We start from the raw sequence: 20490 nt of genomic DNA, 5'->3' as shown, positions 1-20490 counted from the left end.
TTTTATACCAGAAGTAACAAAATAAGTTTATTTCAATGTCAGAACTTAAAAGTTTAATAAAAGAAATAGAAAGCGAACTACCCGAATATATAGAAGTACCTAAAAAGTTAATAAAGCCACATAAACTAATTACAGCTGCTAAAGAAGACCTTTCAAAACCAAGAGATAAAAGATTTCAATCAGAGGACCAATTAATTTATACCTCCAAAGATATTTTTAACATCTATGTATCCAAGCAATTAATAAAACGGGCATTAATCTTTACTGACAGCCTAATCAAACTTTTCATTCATAGAGGTCACAAGATTGAAGTAAGAACTAATGAAAAGTATGAGAATTATAACGGAACTAAAATTATTGTAGAAGGCAGAGTTTTTAACATCTGTATCAGAGAAACTAGAAAAAGGGTAAAAGTCAAGTCTACAGCTAGTTGGTATTATTCAGTTTATGAACCTACAGGGATTTTATCACTTAGAATTGAAGAATTAAATAAATACCAATGGAGCGATGCAAAAATCCTGAAGTTGGAAGACAAGTTGTCTACAATTTTAGCTTATTGTGAGATAAGGGCAAAAAAAGAAATTAAAGAGAAAATCAGAAGAGAAGCTTGGCACAAGGAATATGAATTAAAAAGGAAAAAGGAAGAAGAGCTAATTAAAGAGCGTGAATTAGATCTGAAAAAATTTAATGATTTAGTAGACGATGCAAATCGCTGGCAACAAGCTCAAATTATCAGAAATTATATAAATGCTATTGAAAAAAAAATGACATCAGAGAATGACAACCAAGAAGAAATTTCCAACTGGGTTAAATGGTCTAAGGAAAAAGTAGATTCATATGACCCTTTGATTGATGTATTGAAAAAATAAAATAATTTCAAAAAAGGCTTAGTTACCAAAAACTAATTGCCAAAAAATATTTAATAAAATATAAAAACTTTTTAAAAAAAAATTGAGTCAATAGCTTTTAAACGGAGTAAATAAATTCTCATCAAATGATAAATATATTAGAAAATGATTTAACTATTAACGATATAGAAACAGCATATAGAAAATTAAAATCTATGGCTTATTACGACACACATGATTTATATCTTAAATCAAGAATTGCATCATTTGAAACAGGTATAGAACTCGGACTACGGGCTTCAGGTGCTTTAAATTATGAATTGATAGATTTTCAAGAAAAGTTAGATAATTTACATCAAGCCCTAACTTCAAATGTCCAAGAGAATTTTATAGAATATTGGAAGAATTTATACAATAAAATAGATTATAGAATACTACCGAAAAAAGTAAAATCATATAACGATTACAATAATAAAAAAAGAAAAAATGAAGAGCACCTGATTGAAAGTGTATTTACAAATATTAGAGAAATTGAAGATGAGGAAAATTACGAATTTGATAAGCTAACTTTTTTTTTCGAAGCACCAGTAGAAATTCACATAGTTTCTATTTTATGGATTATGAAACTTGGCTATCATTTGGAAACTGACTTACATGAAAAATGCTATGGCAATAGGTTAATCTTAAATAAAAAGAAAGCAAATAGTACTGAGAACAAAGTTACGGATGATTCTAGTCTTTTTAAACCATATTATAATCAATATCAAAAATGGAGGGATGAAGGTATTTCCGTAGCAAAGAGTTATTTAGAAAATAAACAAGATGTACTTTTTTTAAATATTGATATAAAAGATTACTATTATTCCATTCGTTTTAATTTTAATGATTTAGAAAAAAGATTAGAAAACAAACAACTTGAAGATTACTCTACTTTGTCAGATGTATTTAAAAAAATTCATACTGTTTACACTGAAAAATTAAAGAAAACCAAATATCCAAATGATTTTATAAAAGATGTAGCGGATAATGAAACTGTTCTTCCTATAGGATTAGCATCTTCATATATTTTGGCTAATTGGTATTTAAAAGATTTTGATTCAAGAGTACATCAGAACATAAGACCTATCTACTATAGTAGATATGTAGATGATATTTTTATTATTACTGCTAATCCAGACCCCAAATTCGATTCTGAAGATAATTGCAAAAATGCTGAAATTGGTTTTGATGAAAAATTTCCCGATTCATATTTTGAAAATTTAACTATAGAGGAAAAACATATAATAAAAACATTACACCCAGTAATAACTTTAGAAAATACCCCAAAAGAATTATTAAGAATAGATAAAACTATTGGCAATAAAATATTTAAAATACAATGTTACAAAAACCTTTACATACAACCTTCTAAGACTTTGGTGTACTTTTTTGACCATAACTCTTCATTAGCACTTTTAGAAAAATTTAAAAATGAAATAGAAAAGAGATCTAGTGAATTCAGATTTTTACCTGATGAAAAACTAGCTGAAAATGGTTTTGATGACGAAGCTTATGAACTAGTCTTTGACGATTCACTACACAAAGTAAAAACTCTAAAGGATTATAAAGAAAATAGGTATGGTATTGCTTCTCATTTATCGAAAAAAATTTTTTACAGCTTAAGAAACGGTAAAACAGATAATAAAAAAGATGTTAAAAAAATATTGAAATTTTTCAAAGGCACAACTAATTTAGAACATTTTAGACAATGGGAAAGGCTACTAACATACTTTGTAGTTAATGATAATAAGGAAGAGTTTATTGAATTCTCAGTTAATACTTTTGAGCAAATTTTCAATTTACCTATGGGAACAAGGTTTAAACGATATAATTTAAACTATACTAGAATAGCTGTAGATTTATTGGAACATTATTCGATTGCAATGGAAATGGCTATTGCATTAAATCCTACATTCTACAAACCAGTAGAAGATAGAATATTAAAGGTATTCAAGAGGTTCTATCATGATTTCAACCATAGTAACACAAGACCACTAAAAATCTTTAGTAATTGGCAAAAATATCGCCTATCTAACATGTTAAGACATAATTATGTAAACATTCCTTTACTGAATTACACAAAAGTTAATATAGAAACCACGCTTCTTGAAACTAATTTTTCAAAAATAAATATGGATGAAATTGATTTTTCTGAAATTTTACTTAAATACTCTCCGCGAAGAGTGAGATTCTGCGAAGTGGCCTGGATGGAATGTATAAAAAGAGTTCATAATACAAGAGAGGTTACTCCTTTTCAAAATAGAATTAATAATGATTCCTTATATAATGAAGATGAAGGTAATAACCAGTATCTCGATGAATCATTTGAAATTTACTTCAAAATAAATTATTGGTACAAGTTGGGAGACATTTCTTTTAAAGAATGTTTGAAAAAAGAAATTTTTAATTATGGAGAAGCATTTCACATTTCTGAAGAAACAAACAACAAGAAAGATTGGAAGTTATTGGGTCACGAAATTTCGGTCAATCAAAATGAAAAGCTAGAAAAATTAAAAGTTGGCTTAGCTAATATGAAAGTTGAAAGCTCAAACTATGAATCCAGTATGCTTGGTAAACCAAAACTAGCAAATAGGTATTTGCAATTTGCAAAAATCTTAAATGAAGCAGAAGCTGAAAAGTGCGATTTGGTTGTATTACCGGAATTATCACTACCGCATGGATTAGTAAAAACAGTTATGGAAGAATCCTGGAATCACCAAAGGGCTATTGTTTCTGGTATTGAACACTGGACTCATAATAATGTTGTATTTAATTTCATATTAACGTTACTTCCTTGTGAGATAAGAGGAATTAAAGATACAGTACCAATTCTAAGATTAAAAAATCACTACGCACCCTCAGAAGAGTTTTGGATTAATGAGTATAGAAGAGTTATTCCTAAGCCAGCCCCTTTTCGATATCATTTATTAAGATGGAAAGGTTTGTATTTCACCAACTACTACTGTTTTGAATTAGCTGATATCATACACCGATCTATATTTCGTTCGAAAATAGATTTTTTAATAGCATCGGAATGGAACAAGGATGTTAATTTCTACTCTAATATTACGGAAACTACAAGTAGAGATTTACATTGTTATTTTATACAGGTTAATACAAGTGATTATGGCGACTCAAGAGTTACTAGACCCAAAAAAACCGAAAGTAGAGATAGCTTAAGAATTAAAGGAGGTTTAAACACAACTCTTTTGGTTGATGAGTTAGATATTAAAAAACTAAGAGCATTTCAATACAAGGGTTTCGGCTTACAACGTGATGATAAAGAATTTAAACCTACCCCCGCTGATTACAAACATGAAGATGCAAGAAGAAGGCAAGAAAATAAATCTTTTAGAAAGAATTGATGATTAAGCAAAACAACAACACTGTCACCTAAATTGTCACCTAAAAAACAAAGCCCCGTAAACATTAGCTTACGGGGCTTTTCTGCGGAGAAAGAGGGATTCGAACCCCCGGAGGTGTGACCCTCAACAGTTTTCAAGACTGCCGCATTCGACCACTCTGCCATTTCTCCTGAGTGCCTCATCAGGTATTCCCTGAATGCGGGTGCAAATATAGAAAGGTTTTCTTATCTATTAAAGCCTTTTCTTAATTATTTTTCATCCTATGTATTTCTATACTTTTTAAAGGAAATGAAAAGGTTGAAATTCAGTTATTTATTACCTTGCCGCAATGGTAAATTCGCTAGTAAGCATATTGATTCCTTTTAAGAATGTCGAAGATTATTTTGAAGAATGTCTAAAATCCATCCAAAACCAGACCTATAAAAATTGGGAAGTAATTGCCGTAAATGATAATTCTAGTGACAATAGCGTACAAATTGCAAACCAATTTGCTACTGAAGATCATCGATTTAAAATCTTCTCTAATGATAAATCAGGCATTATAACTGCTCTTAGAAAAGCATGCCAACATAGTACAGGTGGCTTCATCTCTCGTATGGATGCCGATGACCATATGACCAAAGACCGTATTAAAGTAATGGTCGAATCATTAGTAAATGAAGGTCAAGGAACTCTTGCCGTTGGAAAGGTAAAATATTTTTCTAAAGCAGGAGTAAAAGATGGCTACGAGCGCTATGAGAAGTGGTTAAACAAATTGACTGCTACCGGAGAAAATTTTAAAGAGATTTATAAAGAGTGTGTAATACCATCGCCATGTTGGATGGTACATAAAAGTGACTTCGACAAATGCGGAGCGTTTATGCCAGACCGATATCCTGAAGATTATGACCTTGCTTTCCGTTTCTATGAATTCGGATTAACATGTATACCCTGCTCCACTACCCTGCACTATTGGCGAGATTACGATAACAGAACATCGCGAACCAGCGAACACTATGCCCAAAATTATTTTTTAGATATAAAATTACATTACTTTTTAAAATTAGAGTTCAAACCAAGTAACGACTTAGTGGTTTGGGGCGCTGGCAAAAAAGGGAAAACTATTGCTAACTCATTAGTTGAGAAAAATATTCCCTTTAGTTGGGTTTGCGATAACGAAAAGAAAATAGGTAAAGATATTTATGGTGTAAGACTTCAACATTTCTCAGAACTACAAAATATAGAAAACATAAGATGTATTATAACCGTAGCCAATGAAAGAGACCAAATGAGTATTACCGCTTTTTTCAAGGAATTGAATTTAAAGCCAGCTGTAGATTATTTCTTCTTTTGCTAATGAACCTTAATAAAAATAATAGTTATATTCTCACAAGCTTCTAATTTCAAAATAATTATCTTTGGCATAAGCAAAATCAGGAATGCAATTTAAATATCCAGAACTTCTTTGGGGTCTTTTACTACTACTTATTCCTGTCATTATTCACCTTTTTCAATTACGTCGATTTAAGAAAACGCCCTTTACCAATGTAAAGTTCTTAAAACAAGTAGTTTCTGAATCAAGAAAAAGCAGCACATTAAAAAAATGGTTATTACTTTTTACTAGAATGGGCTTGTTAGCAGCTTTAGTATTTGCATTTGCACAGCCGTTTATAGCCAATGACCTTGCACTTCAAGAAAAAGAAACTGTTTTCTACTTAGACGATTCTTTTAGTATGAACGGGCAAATTGAAAACGGCAATCTCTTTAAAAATACGATACAAGATTTCATAAAGCACATACCCAACGATCAACGGTTTACGTTATTCACGAACAAGCAAGTGTATAAAGATGTTGAAGTAAAAGATATTCAAAACGAGTTATTGAACCTTAATGTAGCTGCCGAACAATTGGGCGTTACAGAAATTATTCTAAAAGGAAACACCTATTTCAGCGATAATGCTGCATCTCAAAAAAACCTAGTGGTTATTTCTGATTTTCAGCAACGTATGGGAGACCTTAGCGAGGTTGATTCGACAAAGAATATCAATATTCAGTACATAAAGCCTTTTAACGAAACAATTACGAATACGGCAATTGATTCTATCTTTATTGCCGATCGCACTAATGACAATATAGAATTGGTAGCACTTTTATCGACAAATGCTAAAGATGAAACTATACCTGTTTCTTTATTCAACGATAAAAAATTAATCGCTAAAACATCAGCAAAATTTGATACTAGTGGTACCGCTGAAGTCCGGTTTACCATCAACGCAAACGATGTTATTTTAGGGAAAATCACCATTTCAGATACCGGATTGGATTATGACAACCAATTCTTCTTTAATATTGATAAGAAATCAAAAATTAAAGTATTAGGGATCGGTGATACATCGGCAAACTTTTTATCTCGTATTTATACCGAAGATGATTTTGACTTTACCGTAAGTACTTTAGAAAGATTAAACTATAGCACTATTGAGAATCAAGATCTAGTGATACTGAACGAGGTACAAAAAATACCTAGCTCACTTATAACAGCTCTTAAATCTCTAAGTACCAATGGCGGTAGTTTTGTTTTGATTCCGTCAGTTGATGGCGACATAATTTCTTATAACGAATTAGCATCCGCATATTTCAATAGCAAATTCTCAAACGGGGTAACTCAAGAGATTGCAATTTCCGGGGTACAAACAGTACATCCGTTATTTGTAAATGTGTTTGATAAGAAGGTTAGCGATTTTCAATTTCCGACCGTAAAAAAATATTTCAAAATAAACTCCAAAGCACCAACAGCACTTTCTTTTCAGAATAAAGAGCCTTTTTTAGTGGGAAATAAGAATGGATATTTTTTTACTGCCGCTATCAGTAGCGATAATTCAAATTTTCAAAATTCACCGTTAATAGTACCCGCCTTTTACAATATGGGCATGAACAGCTTAAAGCTTCCGCCGCTGTATGCAACTATAGGCTCGGACGTAGAAATAGAATTACCGATCACATTACAACAAGATGATATTATTAAAATCGCCAACGAAACCAATGAGTTTATACCGCAACAGCGGGTATTGCCCAAAAAAGTACAGATCAATTTTATAGAGAACCCGAAAGAAGCCGGCATCTATAAAATTATGCATAATGAGAAAAACATCAGACACATCAGTTTTAATAATAACAGAGAAGAGAGTGCATTAATTTACACTCCATTACCAGAAAACAACAGCGACACATCACTATCGAATTTCTTTTTAGAAAGTCAAAAAAACAATACCATAAACGAGTTTTGGAAATGGTTTGCTATTTTAGCGTTGGCATTTGTTTTAATAGAAACGCTACTTCAAAGATTCTTAAAATAAACTAGTAATGAACCAGCCATAACCCTATGAATATACTTTTAAAATCAGTTACGATAGTAAATGGGAATACAAAGAGTCTTCATTTAAAGAGGAGGGATATTCTTATTAAAAACGGAGTTATAGATGCTATTGATACCAAAATTGAGCCAAGTGGTAATACAAAGGTTATCGATATAAAAAACTTACATGTTTCAGTAGGATGGTTCGATAGCGGAGTTAGTTTTGGTGAGCCTGGGTATGAAGAGAGAGAAACCATTGAAAACGGATTGTTAACTGCTGCCAAAAGCGGATTTACAGATGTCATCTTAAATACCAGCAGCTACCCTACACCAGATTCGGCTTCTGATATTGTCTATCTAAAAAATGCAGCCAAAAATCAATTGACAGGTTTGCATCCTTTAGCTAACCTAACTGTAAAAGGGGACGGCGAAGTACTCGCAGAGCTTTTTGACATGAAGAATGCAGGTGCATTAGGCTTTTATGACTACAAACACCCGATGCAAAATGCCAACCTATTGAAAATAGCATTACAATATGCCCAGAATTTTGAGGGATTAGTATTTTCTTTTCCTTCGGATAAAAGCATATCTGGTAAAGGCATCGTTAATGAAGGTATTACGAGTACCAAATTAGGTTTAAAAGGAATACCTGCCTTGGCGGAAGAATTACAGATAGCAAGAGATTTATTTATATTGGAATACACTGGTGGAAAATTGTTTATACCGACCATTTCAACGGCAAGTTCTGTAAAACTAATATCCGATGCCAAGAAAAAAGGATTACAAGTTTATTGTAGTGTAGCAGCTCACAACCTTGTTATTACCGATAGTACCTTAGAAGATTTTGACACACAATATAAAGTAATGCCGCCACTGAGAACAGCAACAGATATGAAGGCACTACAAAAAGGTGTAAAAAACGGAACTATAGATTTTGTAACATCTGATCACACACCATTGAATGTAGAATTGAAGCATGTAGAGTTCGATAATGCAGATTTTGGTACGATTGGTCTAGAAAGCACCTTTGGTATGCTGAACGAACTATTAGATGTTGAAGATACCATTGAACTGCTTACGAAAGGAAGATCAGTTTTCGGAATGAAAGAGCCAGAATTAAAAGTTGGGCAACCAGCAAACCTTTCTCTTTTTACTACAGATGACGTTTATGAATTTTCAGAAGATCAAATTCTTAGCTCCAGTAAAAACTCCATCGCAATCGGCAAACCAATGAAAGGAAAAGTAGTTGGAACAATTGCAAATAACCAATTAGTATTAAATAAATAACATGGAGAAATCTCCCGAAATACCTGGAAAAAACATAGCAATCATCTCTTATTTAACCATTTTAGGTGCAATTATTGCACTTTCAATGAATAACGAGCCACAATATCGTTTTGCAAGAATACATACACGCCAAGCCTTCGGTCTGCATTTAATGTTTCATGGTTTCGCCCTATTTTCAAGCGTATGGTTCAATCAATATGGACTTTACGGTTTATACCTTTGTTACATTGTACTTTGGGTATATGGCTTTATTGGTGCATTGAGTAACAAAGAACAAATTGTACCTATTGTAGGTCCGTATTTTCAAAAATGGTTTACTTTCATAAAATAATATAATGACAACAGCTCCCCTATCTTTAGAACACATTATTAGACCTTCTACCTTAACCGATAAAAAACCACCTGTACTTTTTATGCTGCATGGTTACGGTAGTAATGAAGAAGATTTATTTTCTTTCGCACCAGAATTACCAGAAGAACTATGCATAATTGCCGTTCGTGCTCCTTATATATTACAGCCTTATGGTTATGCATGGTATGCCATTAATTTTGATGATGAAAACGGAAAATGGAGCGATGATGATCAAGCCATTGAATCTCGCGACAAAATCAAGAATTTCATAGATGAAGCCTGTTCTACTTATGGGTTAGATGAAAATAACGTTAACCTTTTAGGCTTTAGCCAAGGTACTATTCTTAGTTATGCAGTGGCATTATCGTATCCTGATAAAGTAAAGAATATTATCGCTTTGAGCGGATACATTAATAAGGATATACTGATAAATTCTTATAAGGATAATAATTTTGACAACCTTAATTTCTACAGCTCGCATGGTGACATGGACCAAGTTATACCGGTAGACTGGGCTAGAAAATCACCAGAACTATTGACAGCGTTAGGTATAAAACATGTGTACGAAGAATTTCCGGCAGGGCATGGTGTTGCACCGCAGAACTTCTATTCCCTTAAAAAATGGATTTCAGATAAAATCTAATTGCTTTGTGTATATAGTAGGTGATCAATTAAGGTAAAATCTACGCCTAGATCATCTTTTAATTCATACTTGATCAATAGCTCACCCCAATATTTTCCGTCAGAGAAATCGGTAAGTATCCATTTATGGTTTAATACTTTGATTTTATTGATTTTAAATTCGTTCTGCATTCCTTCATATGGAACCAAAGGATTATCACCTTTCTGAGCATTGGTTTCCAATAATTTATCAGCAACATAGCCTGCAGGATCGTTCAAATTTAAATGCTCAAAATAAGCAAGTGCATCGTCATTATTCTCTAATGAAAAATATTGCATATCAAGTACTTTCAAAGAAGATTTCTGAACAGAGTCTTTCAAATTTTCAACCTTACTTTCTAGCCTTGTAATTGTTTCAGCATTAGCTTTAGTCATATTACCACTGCTAACCACTAGGTATAAACAGATTAAGGATACAAATAGAAATAAGTAAAGGTATATTTTGCTCTTCATAGTTAAATAATGATTGTTAAATTATCGAATGCCAAATGTACATTTTTCGGCAGTATTTTTTCAACTTCTTCGTGAAAACCAAGCAAGTGGCTAATATGTGTTAAGTATGCTTTATCTGGGTTTACTACTTTTATAAAATCCAGTGCCTCTTCTAAGTTAAAATGAGAAATATGGGGCTCTAGTCTTAATGCATTAACAACAATAACTTTAGAGCCTTTTATTTTCTCTAACTCTTTTGGATCAATAGATTTTACATCAGTTAGATACGTAAAATCACCCAATCTGAAACCAAATACCTGAAGCTGGTTATGCAAGACATTAATAGGTGTAACCTCACTATTACCTATGGTAAAAGGCTCGTTATTCTTAACAAGATTGATATCGACCGTTGGTGCGCCAGGGTACTTGTTCTTTTCTTCGAATATATATGCAAAACGGGTTTTTATAGACTGCACTACCCTTTTATGGGCATAAATAGGAATATTACCTTGTCGAAAGAAAAAAGGGCGAATATCATCTAAACCAGCGGTATGATCAGAATGTTCGTGCGTATATAAAATACCATCAAGATGCCTAACATTTTGGGTAAGCATTTGCTGACGAAAATCTGGACCGCAATCAATAACATAGTTATAATCATCCCAAGAAAGTAAAACTGATACCCGTAGTCTTTTATCCTTTGGGTTATCACTTAAACAAACCGGATGCGTACTACCAATAATTGGAATACCTTGAGAAGTTCCCGTTCCTAAAAATGTTACACGTAATTTATTCGTCATGTGCTACAAATTTAATTCCTTTTTAATAAAATCGGTGATTGAAAATTATAAGATTGCCGTATTTAAAAGGGAATAAAAACAATAACCGAAACTTATGCCATTTTTTTAGCGCTATTGCCCTTTGTCACAACCATTCTTTATAACTTTGTTAAAAGCTAAACAGGTAAAAAATGGCATCGGTATTAAAAAGAGATAGTGTTTTTGAAAATATTCCCTCTATTAAAGCAAAAACCCTACGTATAAATCTGAATCCGGATATATACGGAACCTTCGCAGAAATTGGCGCCGGACAAGAAACCGCACGTCATTTCTTTAGATCAGGTGGTGCCTCGGGTACTATTGCAAAAGCAATGAGTGCTTATGACAAAGATTTTAGTGATGCAATTTATGGTATTGAAACAGATGGGCGATATGTAACCCAAGCGAGATTAAAAACCATGCTTGATTATGAAATGCAATTGATGGAAGAGCGTATTAGTCGCGAAAACCACCCTGATAGATTGTTCTTCTCATATGCAAATACAGTAGCTACCATAGATTTCTCTAAACGCTACAAAGGTCACGGTTGGATCGGTATTAGATATCAATTGGACCCAAACCAGAAAGAATTCGATGAAATTATACTTCATATTCGTTTTAAGCAAAACGAAGCACGATTACAACAAGAAACTCTAGGTATTCTTGGTGTTAACCTAATATACGGTGCATTTTACAAGTACCATAAGCCAAAGAAAATGTTGAAATATCTATATGACCATATAGATAAGGATACTTTGGAAATCGATATGATCAACTTCTCTGGACCAAATTTTAAAGAAGTAGATAACCGTTTAATGAGTTTACAGCTTATTAAAAATGACATGACAGATGCTGTAATGTTCGGTCCTGATGGTAATAACCTTTTGCCTGCAGCTATACTTTACAAAAAGAACATTTTAGCATTACGTGGTAGTTTTAGACCTGTAACCAAGGTGAATTTAGATATGTTTGAGAAATCATACGATATATTCATTCGTGATAAAGGCGTTGACCAAAACAATACTATTGTTATTTTCGAGATAACGCTTTCGAATTTAAAAGCATCTGGTGAAATTGACGAGCAAGATTTTATGGATAGGGCAGAATTGCTTTGTTCTCTTGGTCATTCGGTAATGATTTCTAAATTTCAAGAATATTATAAACTAGTAGAGTATTTTAATAATTATACAAAAAACAGAATTGGTTTGACCATGGGTGTAAATAACCTGGTAGACATATTCGATGAAAAATATTACCGTCATTTGAGTGGTGGTATATTAGAGGCGTTCGGTAAATTATTCTTTAAAGATTTACAGGTGTATCTATACCCAATGAAAAATGCCGATACTGGTCAGATCATGACAAGTAACAATGTTAAGGTTCACCCGCGTATGAAAGAATTATACAAGTTCTTTAAGTACAACGGCAAGGTTATGGATATTATAGATTACGAACCAGAAGTAATGCATATTTTCTCTAGAGATGTTCTTAAGAAATTAATGAACAATGAAGAAGGTTGGGAAAAAATGCTACCAGAAGGAATTGCTGAAATCATTAAACAAAAGCAATTATTTACTAGAAAAACTGAAGACCAAGAAACGGAATAAATAATTGATTCTTAAAATATTAGCAACAAAAAAGCCCATTTTAAATGGGCTTTTTTGTTTTTTACAAATGCTAAATATCAGTCTAGTAGCTGTGCTGCGTGATCTTTAGTTTTCACCTTGTCAATCACTTTGACAACAATACCATCACCATCTACAACGAAGGTTTTTCTATGAATTCCATCATATTCGCGACCCATAAATTTCTTTAATCCCCATACTCCAAAAGCATTGATCACGGTATGGTCTTCATCTGCCAATAAAGGAAAAGGAAATTCATATTTCTCTTTAAATTTAGCCTGTCTCTTTTCTGAATCTGCACTAACCCCTAAAAGGTCATAGCCCTCAGATTGCAATTCTTTAAAATTATCTCTTAAATTACATGCTTCAGCCGTACAACCGGGTGTACTTGCTTTTGGATAGAAAAAAACAATTAGTTTTTTACCAGCATAATCTTCCAATTTAATAGTATTGCCATCTTGATCTTTAGCAGAAAATGACGGAACTTTATCACCAACTTTTAACGTATTCATAAATGAAGTTTTATAAATTTGTGTTTAAATATTTTGAATCAAAATTAAACAATTAATGACGAAAGCCGAAAAAATAGCATTTACAATTTCTACACTTCAAGAGCTTTATCCAGAAATTCCTGTGCCTTTAGATCATAAAGATCCGTATACCTTATTAATCGCAGTTTTGATGTCAGCACAAAGTACAGATGTGAGGGTAAATAAAATCACTCCCCTCCTATTTGCAAAAGCTGACAACCCGTATGATATGATTAAATTAAGCGTAGAAGAAATACGTGAAATTATAAAGCCCGTTGGTTTATCGCCCATGAAAGCAAAAGGTATTCATGGTTTATCGCAAATTTTAATTGATAAACATAATGGTGAAGTACCACAAGAGTTAGAATATTTAGAAGAATTACCAGCTGTTGGTCATAAAACGGCAAGTGTTGTAATATCACAAGCTTTCGGTATACCGGCTTTTCCTGTAGATACTCATATTCATAGATTATTATATAGATGGGGATTTACGAACGGAAAAAATGTGGTACAAACAGAAAAAGATGCAAAACGTTTATTTCCTAAAGAAATATGGAACGATCTACATTTACAAATAATCTGGTATGGTCGTGAATATTCACCAGCAAGAGGCTGGGATTTGGAGAAAGACATTATTACAAAGACAATTGGAAGAAAAACAGTACTTAACGAATACTATAAGAATAAAAAAGCCCGCAAATAGCGGGCTTTTTTATTAATTCAAAAATGTTTCGAATTCTAAATCTTCGTATTCAAATTCAAATAAAGCTTGTGAATAGCTTAATAAGAAGTTGATTGTCTTCGGACAAACTTTGTTAAATCCGGTCTGTTCTTGGTAATTAGAGTAAATTTTTTCCATACTTCCTACGTTGTTACACTAAAATAACGCCGCAAAATTGGAAATATTGTTTATTCTAAATTCTACTCCATCTTAATTGGTTAGAACTATATTGTTTTTTTCTATGATTTTTCTAAGATTGATTAATGCATAACGCATTCTACCAAGAGCAGTATTAATGCTAACCCCAGTGTTTTCAGAGATTTCTTTGAAACTCATATCTTTATAGATACGCATTAAAAGAACTTCTTTTTGATCATCTGGCAATTCTTCAACTAATTGTCTTAGATCAGAATCTATTTGATTTTTTATTAATTGTTTTTCGGCATTTAACTTATCGTCACCTATTACAGAGAAAATATTAAAGTCATCGCTACCTTCAAACATTGGCATTCTTTTGTTTCTTCTAAAGTGATCGATAATAAGATTGTGAGAAATTCTCATTACCCATGGTAAAAATTTACCTTCTTCACTATACTTACCTCTTTTTAAAGTTTTAATAACCTTAATAAAGGTATCTTGAAAAATGTCTTCTGTGATATCCCTATCTAAAACCTTAGAATAGATAAAACTAGTAATACGCTGATTGTGTCTGTTAATTAAAATTTCAAGGGCCCCTTCGTTACCGCTGATATAATCTTTAACTAATTCTGAGTCTTCAATTTGTAGTTTCATACGAGTTACTTTCTTTAATTGGTTAAGATTGGGAAATCTTTTAGTTAATTGGTTTGTTTTTTATTTCTGATATAAAACTAGATAAAAGGGTCGCTGTAGGAAAAAGTATGTTGTCAAAACACGTATTTATGATGTGAAACATCGAAAAAGTATATTTCGACACAATAAAAACAATTTCAGAAAGTTCGGCAGAAAAATGTAGGAAAGGTAAAAATGACCTAAAAGCCCTTAATTATTAGCCCGGCATTACTATAACTATATATAAGGTAGTATAGAAAACATTGTTCTCCTACACGTAATTAGGTATCTACAAAGGTTAAATAACGGCATTAAACCCATTTTAAACAAAAAAAACCCTCAAGCATCGCCTAAGGGTTTATATATAATTAAAGATTGTTCTAGTTTAAATTACTCTCAAACTGCAAACCGTCAACTTCTGTAATATTTAAAGACTTAGAATAAGAAAGCAAAAACTGAATAGTTTCTGACTTAGCTTTTACTAATTTAGTTTTATTCTGGTCTTTCGTGTATAATTTTTCCATGCTACGTGTTGTTTAGGTTCATCTAAAGAACGACAGATGCATGAAGATAGTAGATCCACTCGACCTGCGACCTATTAATTCGTTAAAACTATGTTATTGGCCTCTACCAGCTTTCTAAGATTAATTAATGCATAACGCATTCTACCTAAAGCAGTATTAATACTTACACCTGTATTATCAGAAATTTCTTTAAAGCTCATATCCTTATATATACGCATCTCTAAAACTTCTTGCTGATCTTCTGGCAACTCTTTGATCATACGTAACAAATCAGAATCTATTTGTTCTTTGATCAATTGCTTTTCTGCATTCAACTTATCATCACCTAATAACGAAAATATATTATAGCTTTCTTTGCTATTATACATTGGCATTCTATTATGTTTTCTAAAATGATCGATTACAAGATTATGCGCAATACGCATTACCCATGGTAAAAACTTACCTTCTTCATTATATGCACCTCTTTTCAGAGTACGTATAACTTTCATAAATGTATCTTGAAAAATATCTTCGGTAAGTTCGCGGTCACCTACTTTAGAATAGATAAAACCTGTAAGACGAGAATTATGACGATTAATTAGAGCTTCAATAGCTCTTTCGTCTCCTTGAATGTATTTTTTTACTAATTGGGAATCTTCAATTTGTACTACCATAACGTTACTTGTAGGGTTAAAAAGCAGCCCCAAATTCTAATGAATAAGGGTCTAATGGTTAAATTCTAACTTTTAAAAGTAATGTTGCGTTATAGGCTAATTGAATTTTAATGAGATTCCAAAGATATAAAAAAATAAATACTCTTATAAAAATGTGAAAATTTCTTCTACTATTTTTAGATAAACCGCATTTTTTAGTTCAGAAAAAAGGCAAAGCGTATCTTTGTATCCTTAGATATTTGTATGCCTACACTCACCGAAGTAAATCCGAAAGAAAACATCATAATTAAAGGTGCAAAATTGCATAATCTTAAAAATATTGATGTCGTAATCCCTAGAAATAAACTTGTCGTAATTACTGGTTTATCCGGTTCTGGTAAATCTAGTTTAGCTTTTGACACCCTGTATGCCGAAGGTCAAAGACGATATGTAGAAAGTCTGTCTTCGTACGCCAGGCAGTTCTTAGGTAAGCTTGACAAGCCAAAAGTAGATTATATAAAAGGTATAGCGCCAGCAATTGCCATAGAGCAAAAGGTTAATTCTACCAACCCAAGATCTACCGTGGGTACCACAACCGAGATTTATGATTACATAAAGCTGTTATACGCACGTATTGGTAAAACCTTCTCACCTATTTCTGGTGAAGAAGTAAAAAAGCACACCGTCACAGATGTCGTAAATCATGTAAAAATATATGATGAGGGAACCAAACTACTATTACTAGCACCAATAGTTATTCGTGAAGACCGAGATGCTCTAAAGTCTTTAGAGTTATTTTCTAAACAAGGTTATGCACGTATTAAGTATAATGATAAGGTACTACGTATAGACCAAGCTCCTGAGGATATTGGTAAAAAGTTCGATCTGGTTATCGATAGAATTATCACCAAAAATGATGAGGACTTTTACAATCGTTTGGCAAATGCCGTCGATACTGCTTTCTTTGAAGGAAAGGGCGAATGTATCATAGAAGAATTAGCAGATGGCAAACAAACACCTTTCAGCAATAAATTTGAGTTGGATGGTATGGCTTTTCTTGAGCCTAATGTTCACCTTTTTAGTTTTAACAATCCGTATGGTGCGTGTCCTAAATGTGAAGGGTATGGCGATGTCATAGGTATAGATGAAGATTTAGTGGTGCCTAATACTGCTTTATCTGTTTTTGAAAATGCCATTTTCCCTTGGCGAGGTGAAAGCATGAGTTTTTATCGCGATCAATTGGTAAACTCTGCTTACAAGTATGATTTTCCTATTCATAAACCATGGTTTGAACTTTCTGAAGAGCAAAAACAATTGGTTTGGGATGGCAATGCCCATTTTATAGGTCTTCATAAGTTCTTTGGAATGTTAGAGGAGAAAAGCTATAAAATTCAGAACAGAGTGATGCTCTCTAGGTATAGAGGTAAAACAAAATGTAATGTTTGTAATGGAAAACGTCTACGCCCAGAAACCGATTACGTAAAAGTTGGCGGAGCATCTATTTCATCGTTAGTAGGTTTATCTATTGAAAAATTGATTGTTTTCTTTAATGAGCTTAAACTAAATGAAAATGATGCTACAATTGCGAAGAGACTTTTAGTTGAAATAAATACAAGACTAGGATTTTTAGACAAAGTAGGTTTGAACTACTTGACCATAAATAGAAAATCGAACACTTTATCTGGTGGAGAAAGTCAGCGAATAAATCTGGCTACCTCATTAGGTAGTAGCTTGGTGGGGTCTATGTACATATTAGATGAACCTAGCATTGGTTTGCACCCAAGAGATACCGAAAATTTAATAGAAGTTTTAATATCGTTGCGAAACTTAGGCAACACTGTAATTGTAGTAGAGCATGATGAAGATATCATGAAAGCTGCAGATATGGTTATCGATATAGGTCCGGAAGCTGGTACACATGGTGGTGAAGTTGTGGCGAAGGGAACATTAAAAGAAATACTAAAATCAAAATCGCTTACCGCACAGTATTTGAATGGTAAGATGGAGATTAAAGTTCCGAAAGAAAGAAGAACATCAAAAAATCATATTACCATAAATGGTGTACGAGAGCATAACCTTAAAAACATCAATGTTACTTTTCCGCTAGATATGCTTACTGTAGTTACAGGAGTATCCGGTAGTGGAAAGAGTACCTTGGTTAAGAAATTGTTATATCCTATTATATTAAAAGAAACAGGTGGCTATGGTGAGAAAGCAGGTCAGCATACTTCTGTAGAAGGTAAATTTAAACACATTAAGCATGTAGAATTTGTAGATCAAAACCCTATTGGTAGATCATCACGTTCTAACCCTGTTACTTATATAAAGGCGTATGATGATATTAGAAGTTTGTATGCTGGGCAAAAACTAAGTAAAATTAGAAACTACCAGCCAAAGCATTTTTCTTTTAATGTTGATGGTGGTCGTTGTGAGAAATGTAAAGGCGAAGGTGAAATTACTGTAGAAATGCAGTTTATGGCCGACGTACACTTAGAGTGTGAAACTTGTAGTGGAAAACGATTTAAGAAAGAAGTTTTAGAAGTTACTTTCAATAATGCCAATATCGATGATGTTCTTAATATGACCATTGACAATGCAATTCAGTTTTTTGAAACCGGAGAGCAGACTAAAATAGTTACCAAACTGAAACCATTACAAGATGTAGGTTTAGGTTATGTAACCCTAGGGCAATCTTCTTCTACCCTATCTGGTGGTGAAGCGCAACGTATTAAATTGGCATCGTTCTTAATAAAAGGTAGCACCAAAGATAAAGCGCTTTTCATTTTTGATGAGCCAACAACCGGATTACACTTTCACGATATTCAGAAATTATTAAAATCATTTAATGCCCTTATTAAAAAAGGACATTCGATTGTGGTCATCGAGCATAATATAGAGTTAATAAAATGTGCCGATTATATTATCGACCTCGGACCAGGTGGTGGTGAAAATGGCGGACAGTTATTAGCCGAGGGCACACCAGAAGAGGTTGCAAAAAATAAAAAATCGTATACCGCTAGCTACCTAAAAGAGAAATTAAAATAAAACAACTCAATAAACAAAATATTACATTTATATATAAACCATTGATTATCAACAGTATAATCAAGGGTTTCATTTTTTGGCACGCTGTTTGTAATACACTAAGAGAATGTGAATAATTACATTTAGAACAACTGCCTAAGGGGGCAGATTTAAAACCTTATATTATGAAGAACTTAGTACTACTTTTTACAGCGATGATTTTTAGCACCACAGGTGTATTCGCTACAGGTATTAACGAAGATAAGGTTGCAACCAGCAATTCTTATAGATACGACAACTCATTTATTTTTATAGAAAACGGAATTACATTTTCTGTTTACCCAGATGGTGAATTCGATTTTTATATCGAAAATCAGGTATCGGGAAGAAAAAACGGAGTAACATTTAACTCTGGTTACGATTATAGTCCGTTTGCTCAGTACGATGATTATGGTGCAGTAATTCAGGTAGAGAATGTGCCTATCTTTTATGACTATTATGGTCGTGTAAGTGAAATAGGTGATGTAAATATCAATTATGCGAACAACAGAGTTCGTAGTGTAGGTAACATGAATGTTTATTATAACAACCGTGGTTTTTATGATTACCATACAGGTTATATCAACATATACAACAGAAGATATGTTTACCGTCCATTTCATAGATGGTTCGTAAGACCTGCAATAGGATTTAGCTTTGTATACAATAGCCCTTACAGAAGATATTACACTCCTGTTAGATATTCTTACTATAGTCCTTATAGAAATAACTATAGAAAGGCTTATGTAAATGTTGGAAATCAACATAGATACAACAAGGTTAGAAATAACAGATCTACCATTTACAGAAATGATAAGCGTGTTGCGGTAAGAAACAACAACTATAGAAGTAATAGAACTGTTGCCAAGAGAGATAATGGTTTAAGAACAAACAGAACGTTGGCATCTAATAATACAACAAGAGCAAATAGAAACTCAACTGTAAATAGATCAACTACAGTAAAACGTAGCAATACGAATAGCGGTAGAACTACTCAAAACATAACAGTTACAAGAAGCTCTTCTAATAACGGTACGGTAAAGAGAAGCAATAGCTCATCGGTTCGTAACACACCTAGTAGAACAGTTACTAAAAGAGAAATTACACGTACACCTAGAAGTACTACTGTAAAAAGAAGTACTACTACGTATAAAAAACCAGTTAGCAGAAGTGCAAACACTAGAACTGCAACAAATACAAGAACTCAACGTAGTAGTGTATCTAAAAAAGCGACTAGTAGTCCGTCTAGAAGTACTGTAAGTAGAAGTTCTAGTTCAAGATCAGTGAGTAAAGCTCCTGCTAGAAGCTCAAGTTCAAGAACAAGTTCAGCGACTAGAAGTAGTAGAAGAAATTAAAATAAGTTTTTAGGTTGGTTAGTTGTAAAGCGCCGTAGTGATTTAATTCATTGCGGCGCTTTTTCTATTAG

Annotated in this window: 18 protein-coding genes and 1 tRNA gene; 11 read left to right on the top strand and 8 right to left on the bottom strand. The window is 32.8% G+C overall.

Annotation, left to right across the window (positions count from 1 at the left end):
* Positions 1–35: 35 nt before the first annotated feature.
* Complete coding sequence (locus DFQ03_RS13745; RefSeq protein ID WP_133673751.1) at positions 36–869, top strand: hypothetical protein; 834 nt, start codon at positions 36–38, stop codon at positions 867–869.
* 125 nt (positions 870–994) lie between these two features.
* Complete coding sequence (locus DFQ03_RS13740; RefSeq protein ID WP_133673750.1) at positions 995–4252, top strand: RNA-directed DNA polymerase; 3258 nt, start codon at positions 995–997, stop codon at positions 4250–4252.
* Between the two features lie 85 nt (positions 4253–4337).
* Here DFQ03_RS13740 and DFQ03_RS13735 read toward each other — a convergent pair.
* A tRNA-Ser gene (locus tag DFQ03_RS13735) sits at positions 4338–4422 on the bottom strand.
* A 158-nt stretch (positions 4423–4580) separates the two neighbouring features.
* Between DFQ03_RS13735 and DFQ03_RS13730 the strand changes: the two genes are divergently transcribed.
* The 5 genes from DFQ03_RS13730 to DFQ03_RS13710 all read left to right on the top strand — a co-directional run bounded on the left by DFQ03_RS13730 (position 4581) and on the right by DFQ03_RS13710 (position 9868).
* Entirely contained in the window at positions 4581–5588 is a 1008-nt protein-coding gene (locus DFQ03_RS13730; RefSeq protein WP_133673749.1) for a glycosyltransferase family 2 protein, read from the top strand.
* An 82-nt stretch (positions 5589–5670) separates the two neighbouring features.
* Positions 5671–7587, top strand: coding sequence for a BatA domain-containing protein (locus DFQ03_RS13725; protein ID WP_133673748.1), 1917 nt, complete (start codon positions 5671–5673; stop codon positions 7585–7587).
* A gap of 26 nt (positions 7588–7613) precedes the next feature.
* Positions 7614–8873, top strand: a complete 1260-nt coding sequence (locus DFQ03_RS13720) for a dihydroorotase (protein ID WP_133673747.1) — start codon at positions 7614–7616, stop codon at positions 8871–8873.
* Position 8874: 1 nt separating this feature from the next.
* On the top strand, positions 8875–9204 hold the full coding sequence (locus tag DFQ03_RS13715) for a hypothetical protein (RefSeq protein WP_133673746.1): 330 nt from the start codon (positions 8875–8877) through the stop codon (positions 9202–9204).
* Positions 9205–9208: 4 nt separating this feature from the next.
* The gene (locus DFQ03_RS13710; protein WP_133673745.1) at positions 9209–9868 is read left to right on the top strand and encodes an alpha/beta hydrolase; all 660 of its coding nucleotides are present in this window, start codon (positions 9209–9211) and stop codon (positions 9866–9868) included.
* Here DFQ03_RS13710 and DFQ03_RS13705 read toward each other — a convergent pair.
* Positions 9865–10359 carry a hydrolase gene (locus tag DFQ03_RS13705; RefSeq protein ID WP_133673744.1) on the bottom strand — a complete coding sequence of 165 codons (495 nt, stop codon included), beginning with the start codon at positions 10357–10359 and terminating at the stop codon, positions 9865–9867. The two genes, DFQ03_RS13710 and DFQ03_RS13705, sit on opposite strands and share 4 nt — an antisense overlap.
* 2 nt (positions 10360–10361) lie before the next feature.
* A complete protein-coding gene (locus tag DFQ03_RS13700; protein WP_133673743.1) occupies positions 10362–11138 on the bottom strand; it encodes an MBL fold metallo-hydrolase in 777 nt (258 codons plus the stop codon).
* Positions 11139–11308: 170 nt separating this feature from the next.
* Between DFQ03_RS13700 and DFQ03_RS13695 the strand changes: the two genes are divergently transcribed.
* Positions 11309–12763 carry a TonB-dependent receptor gene (locus DFQ03_RS13695; RefSeq protein WP_133673742.1) on the top strand — a complete coding sequence of 485 codons (1455 nt, stop codon included), beginning with the start codon at positions 11309–11311 and terminating at the stop codon, positions 12761–12763.
* A gap of 77 nt (positions 12764–12840) precedes the next feature.
* Here the strand turns inward: DFQ03_RS13695 and bcp are convergent, their stop codons facing one another.
* Positions 12841–13293: a thioredoxin-dependent thiol peroxidase gene (gene bcp / locus DFQ03_RS13690; RefSeq protein WP_133673741.1), complete on the bottom strand. Its 453-nt coding sequence runs from the start codon at positions 13291–13293 to the stop codon at positions 12841–12843.
* A gap of 55 nt (positions 13294–13348) precedes the next feature.
* Here bcp and DFQ03_RS13685 point away from each other — a divergent pair, with 55 nt between their 5' ends.
* On the top strand, positions 13349–14014 hold the full coding sequence (locus DFQ03_RS13685) for an endonuclease III domain-containing protein (RefSeq protein WP_133673740.1): 666 nt from the start codon (positions 13349–13351) through the stop codon (positions 14012–14014).
* A 12-nt stretch (positions 14015–14026) separates the two neighbouring features.
* On the opposite strand, the gene DFQ03_RS18880 is transcribed toward DFQ03_RS13685, so the two are convergent.
* From DFQ03_RS18880 to DFQ03_RS13675, 4 genes are all read right to left on the bottom strand, one after another.
* Entirely contained in the window at positions 14027–14170 is a 144-nt protein-coding gene (locus tag DFQ03_RS18880) for a hypothetical protein (protein ID WP_166637476.1), read from the bottom strand.
* 72 nt (positions 14171–14242) lie between these two features.
* Positions 14243–14824 (bottom strand): RNA polymerase sigma factor, encoded by a 582-nt coding sequence (locus DFQ03_RS13680; RefSeq protein WP_133673739.1) that lies wholly within the window; start codon positions 14822–14824, stop codon positions 14243–14245.
* 398 nt (positions 14825–15222) lie between these two features.
* Positions 15223–15366 carry a hypothetical protein gene (locus DFQ03_RS18875; RefSeq protein ID WP_166637475.1) on the bottom strand — a complete coding sequence of 48 codons (144 nt, stop codon included), beginning with the start codon at positions 15364–15366 and terminating at the stop codon, positions 15223–15225.
* Positions 15367–15440: 74 nt separating this feature from the next.
* On the bottom strand, positions 15441–16022 hold the full coding sequence (locus DFQ03_RS13675; RefSeq protein ID WP_073246503.1) for an RNA polymerase sigma factor: 582 nt from the start codon (positions 16020–16022) through the stop codon (positions 15441–15443).
* A 243-nt stretch (positions 16023–16265) separates the two neighbouring features.
* Between DFQ03_RS13675 and uvrA the strand changes: the two genes are divergently transcribed.
* Both uvrA and DFQ03_RS13665 read left to right on the top strand, forming a co-directional pair.
* Positions 16266–19046: an excinuclease ABC subunit UvrA gene (gene uvrA / locus DFQ03_RS13670; protein ID WP_133673738.1), complete on the top strand. Its 2781-nt coding sequence runs from the start codon at positions 16266–16268 to the stop codon at positions 19044–19046.
* A gap of 164 nt (positions 19047–19210) precedes the next feature.
* The gene (locus DFQ03_RS13665) at positions 19211–20419 is read left to right on the top strand and encodes a hypothetical protein (protein ID WP_133673737.1); all 1209 of its coding nucleotides are present in this window, start codon (positions 19211–19213) and stop codon (positions 20417–20419) included.
* The last annotated feature ends 71 nt before the right edge of the window (positions 20420–20490 follow it).

The organism is Maribacter caenipelagi, assembly GCF_004364175.1.
Lineage (GTDB): Bacteria > Bacteroidota > Bacteroidia > Flavobacteriales > Flavobacteriaceae > Maribacter > Maribacter caenipelagi.
This window is presented reverse-complemented; position numbering and strand designations above follow the sequence as displayed.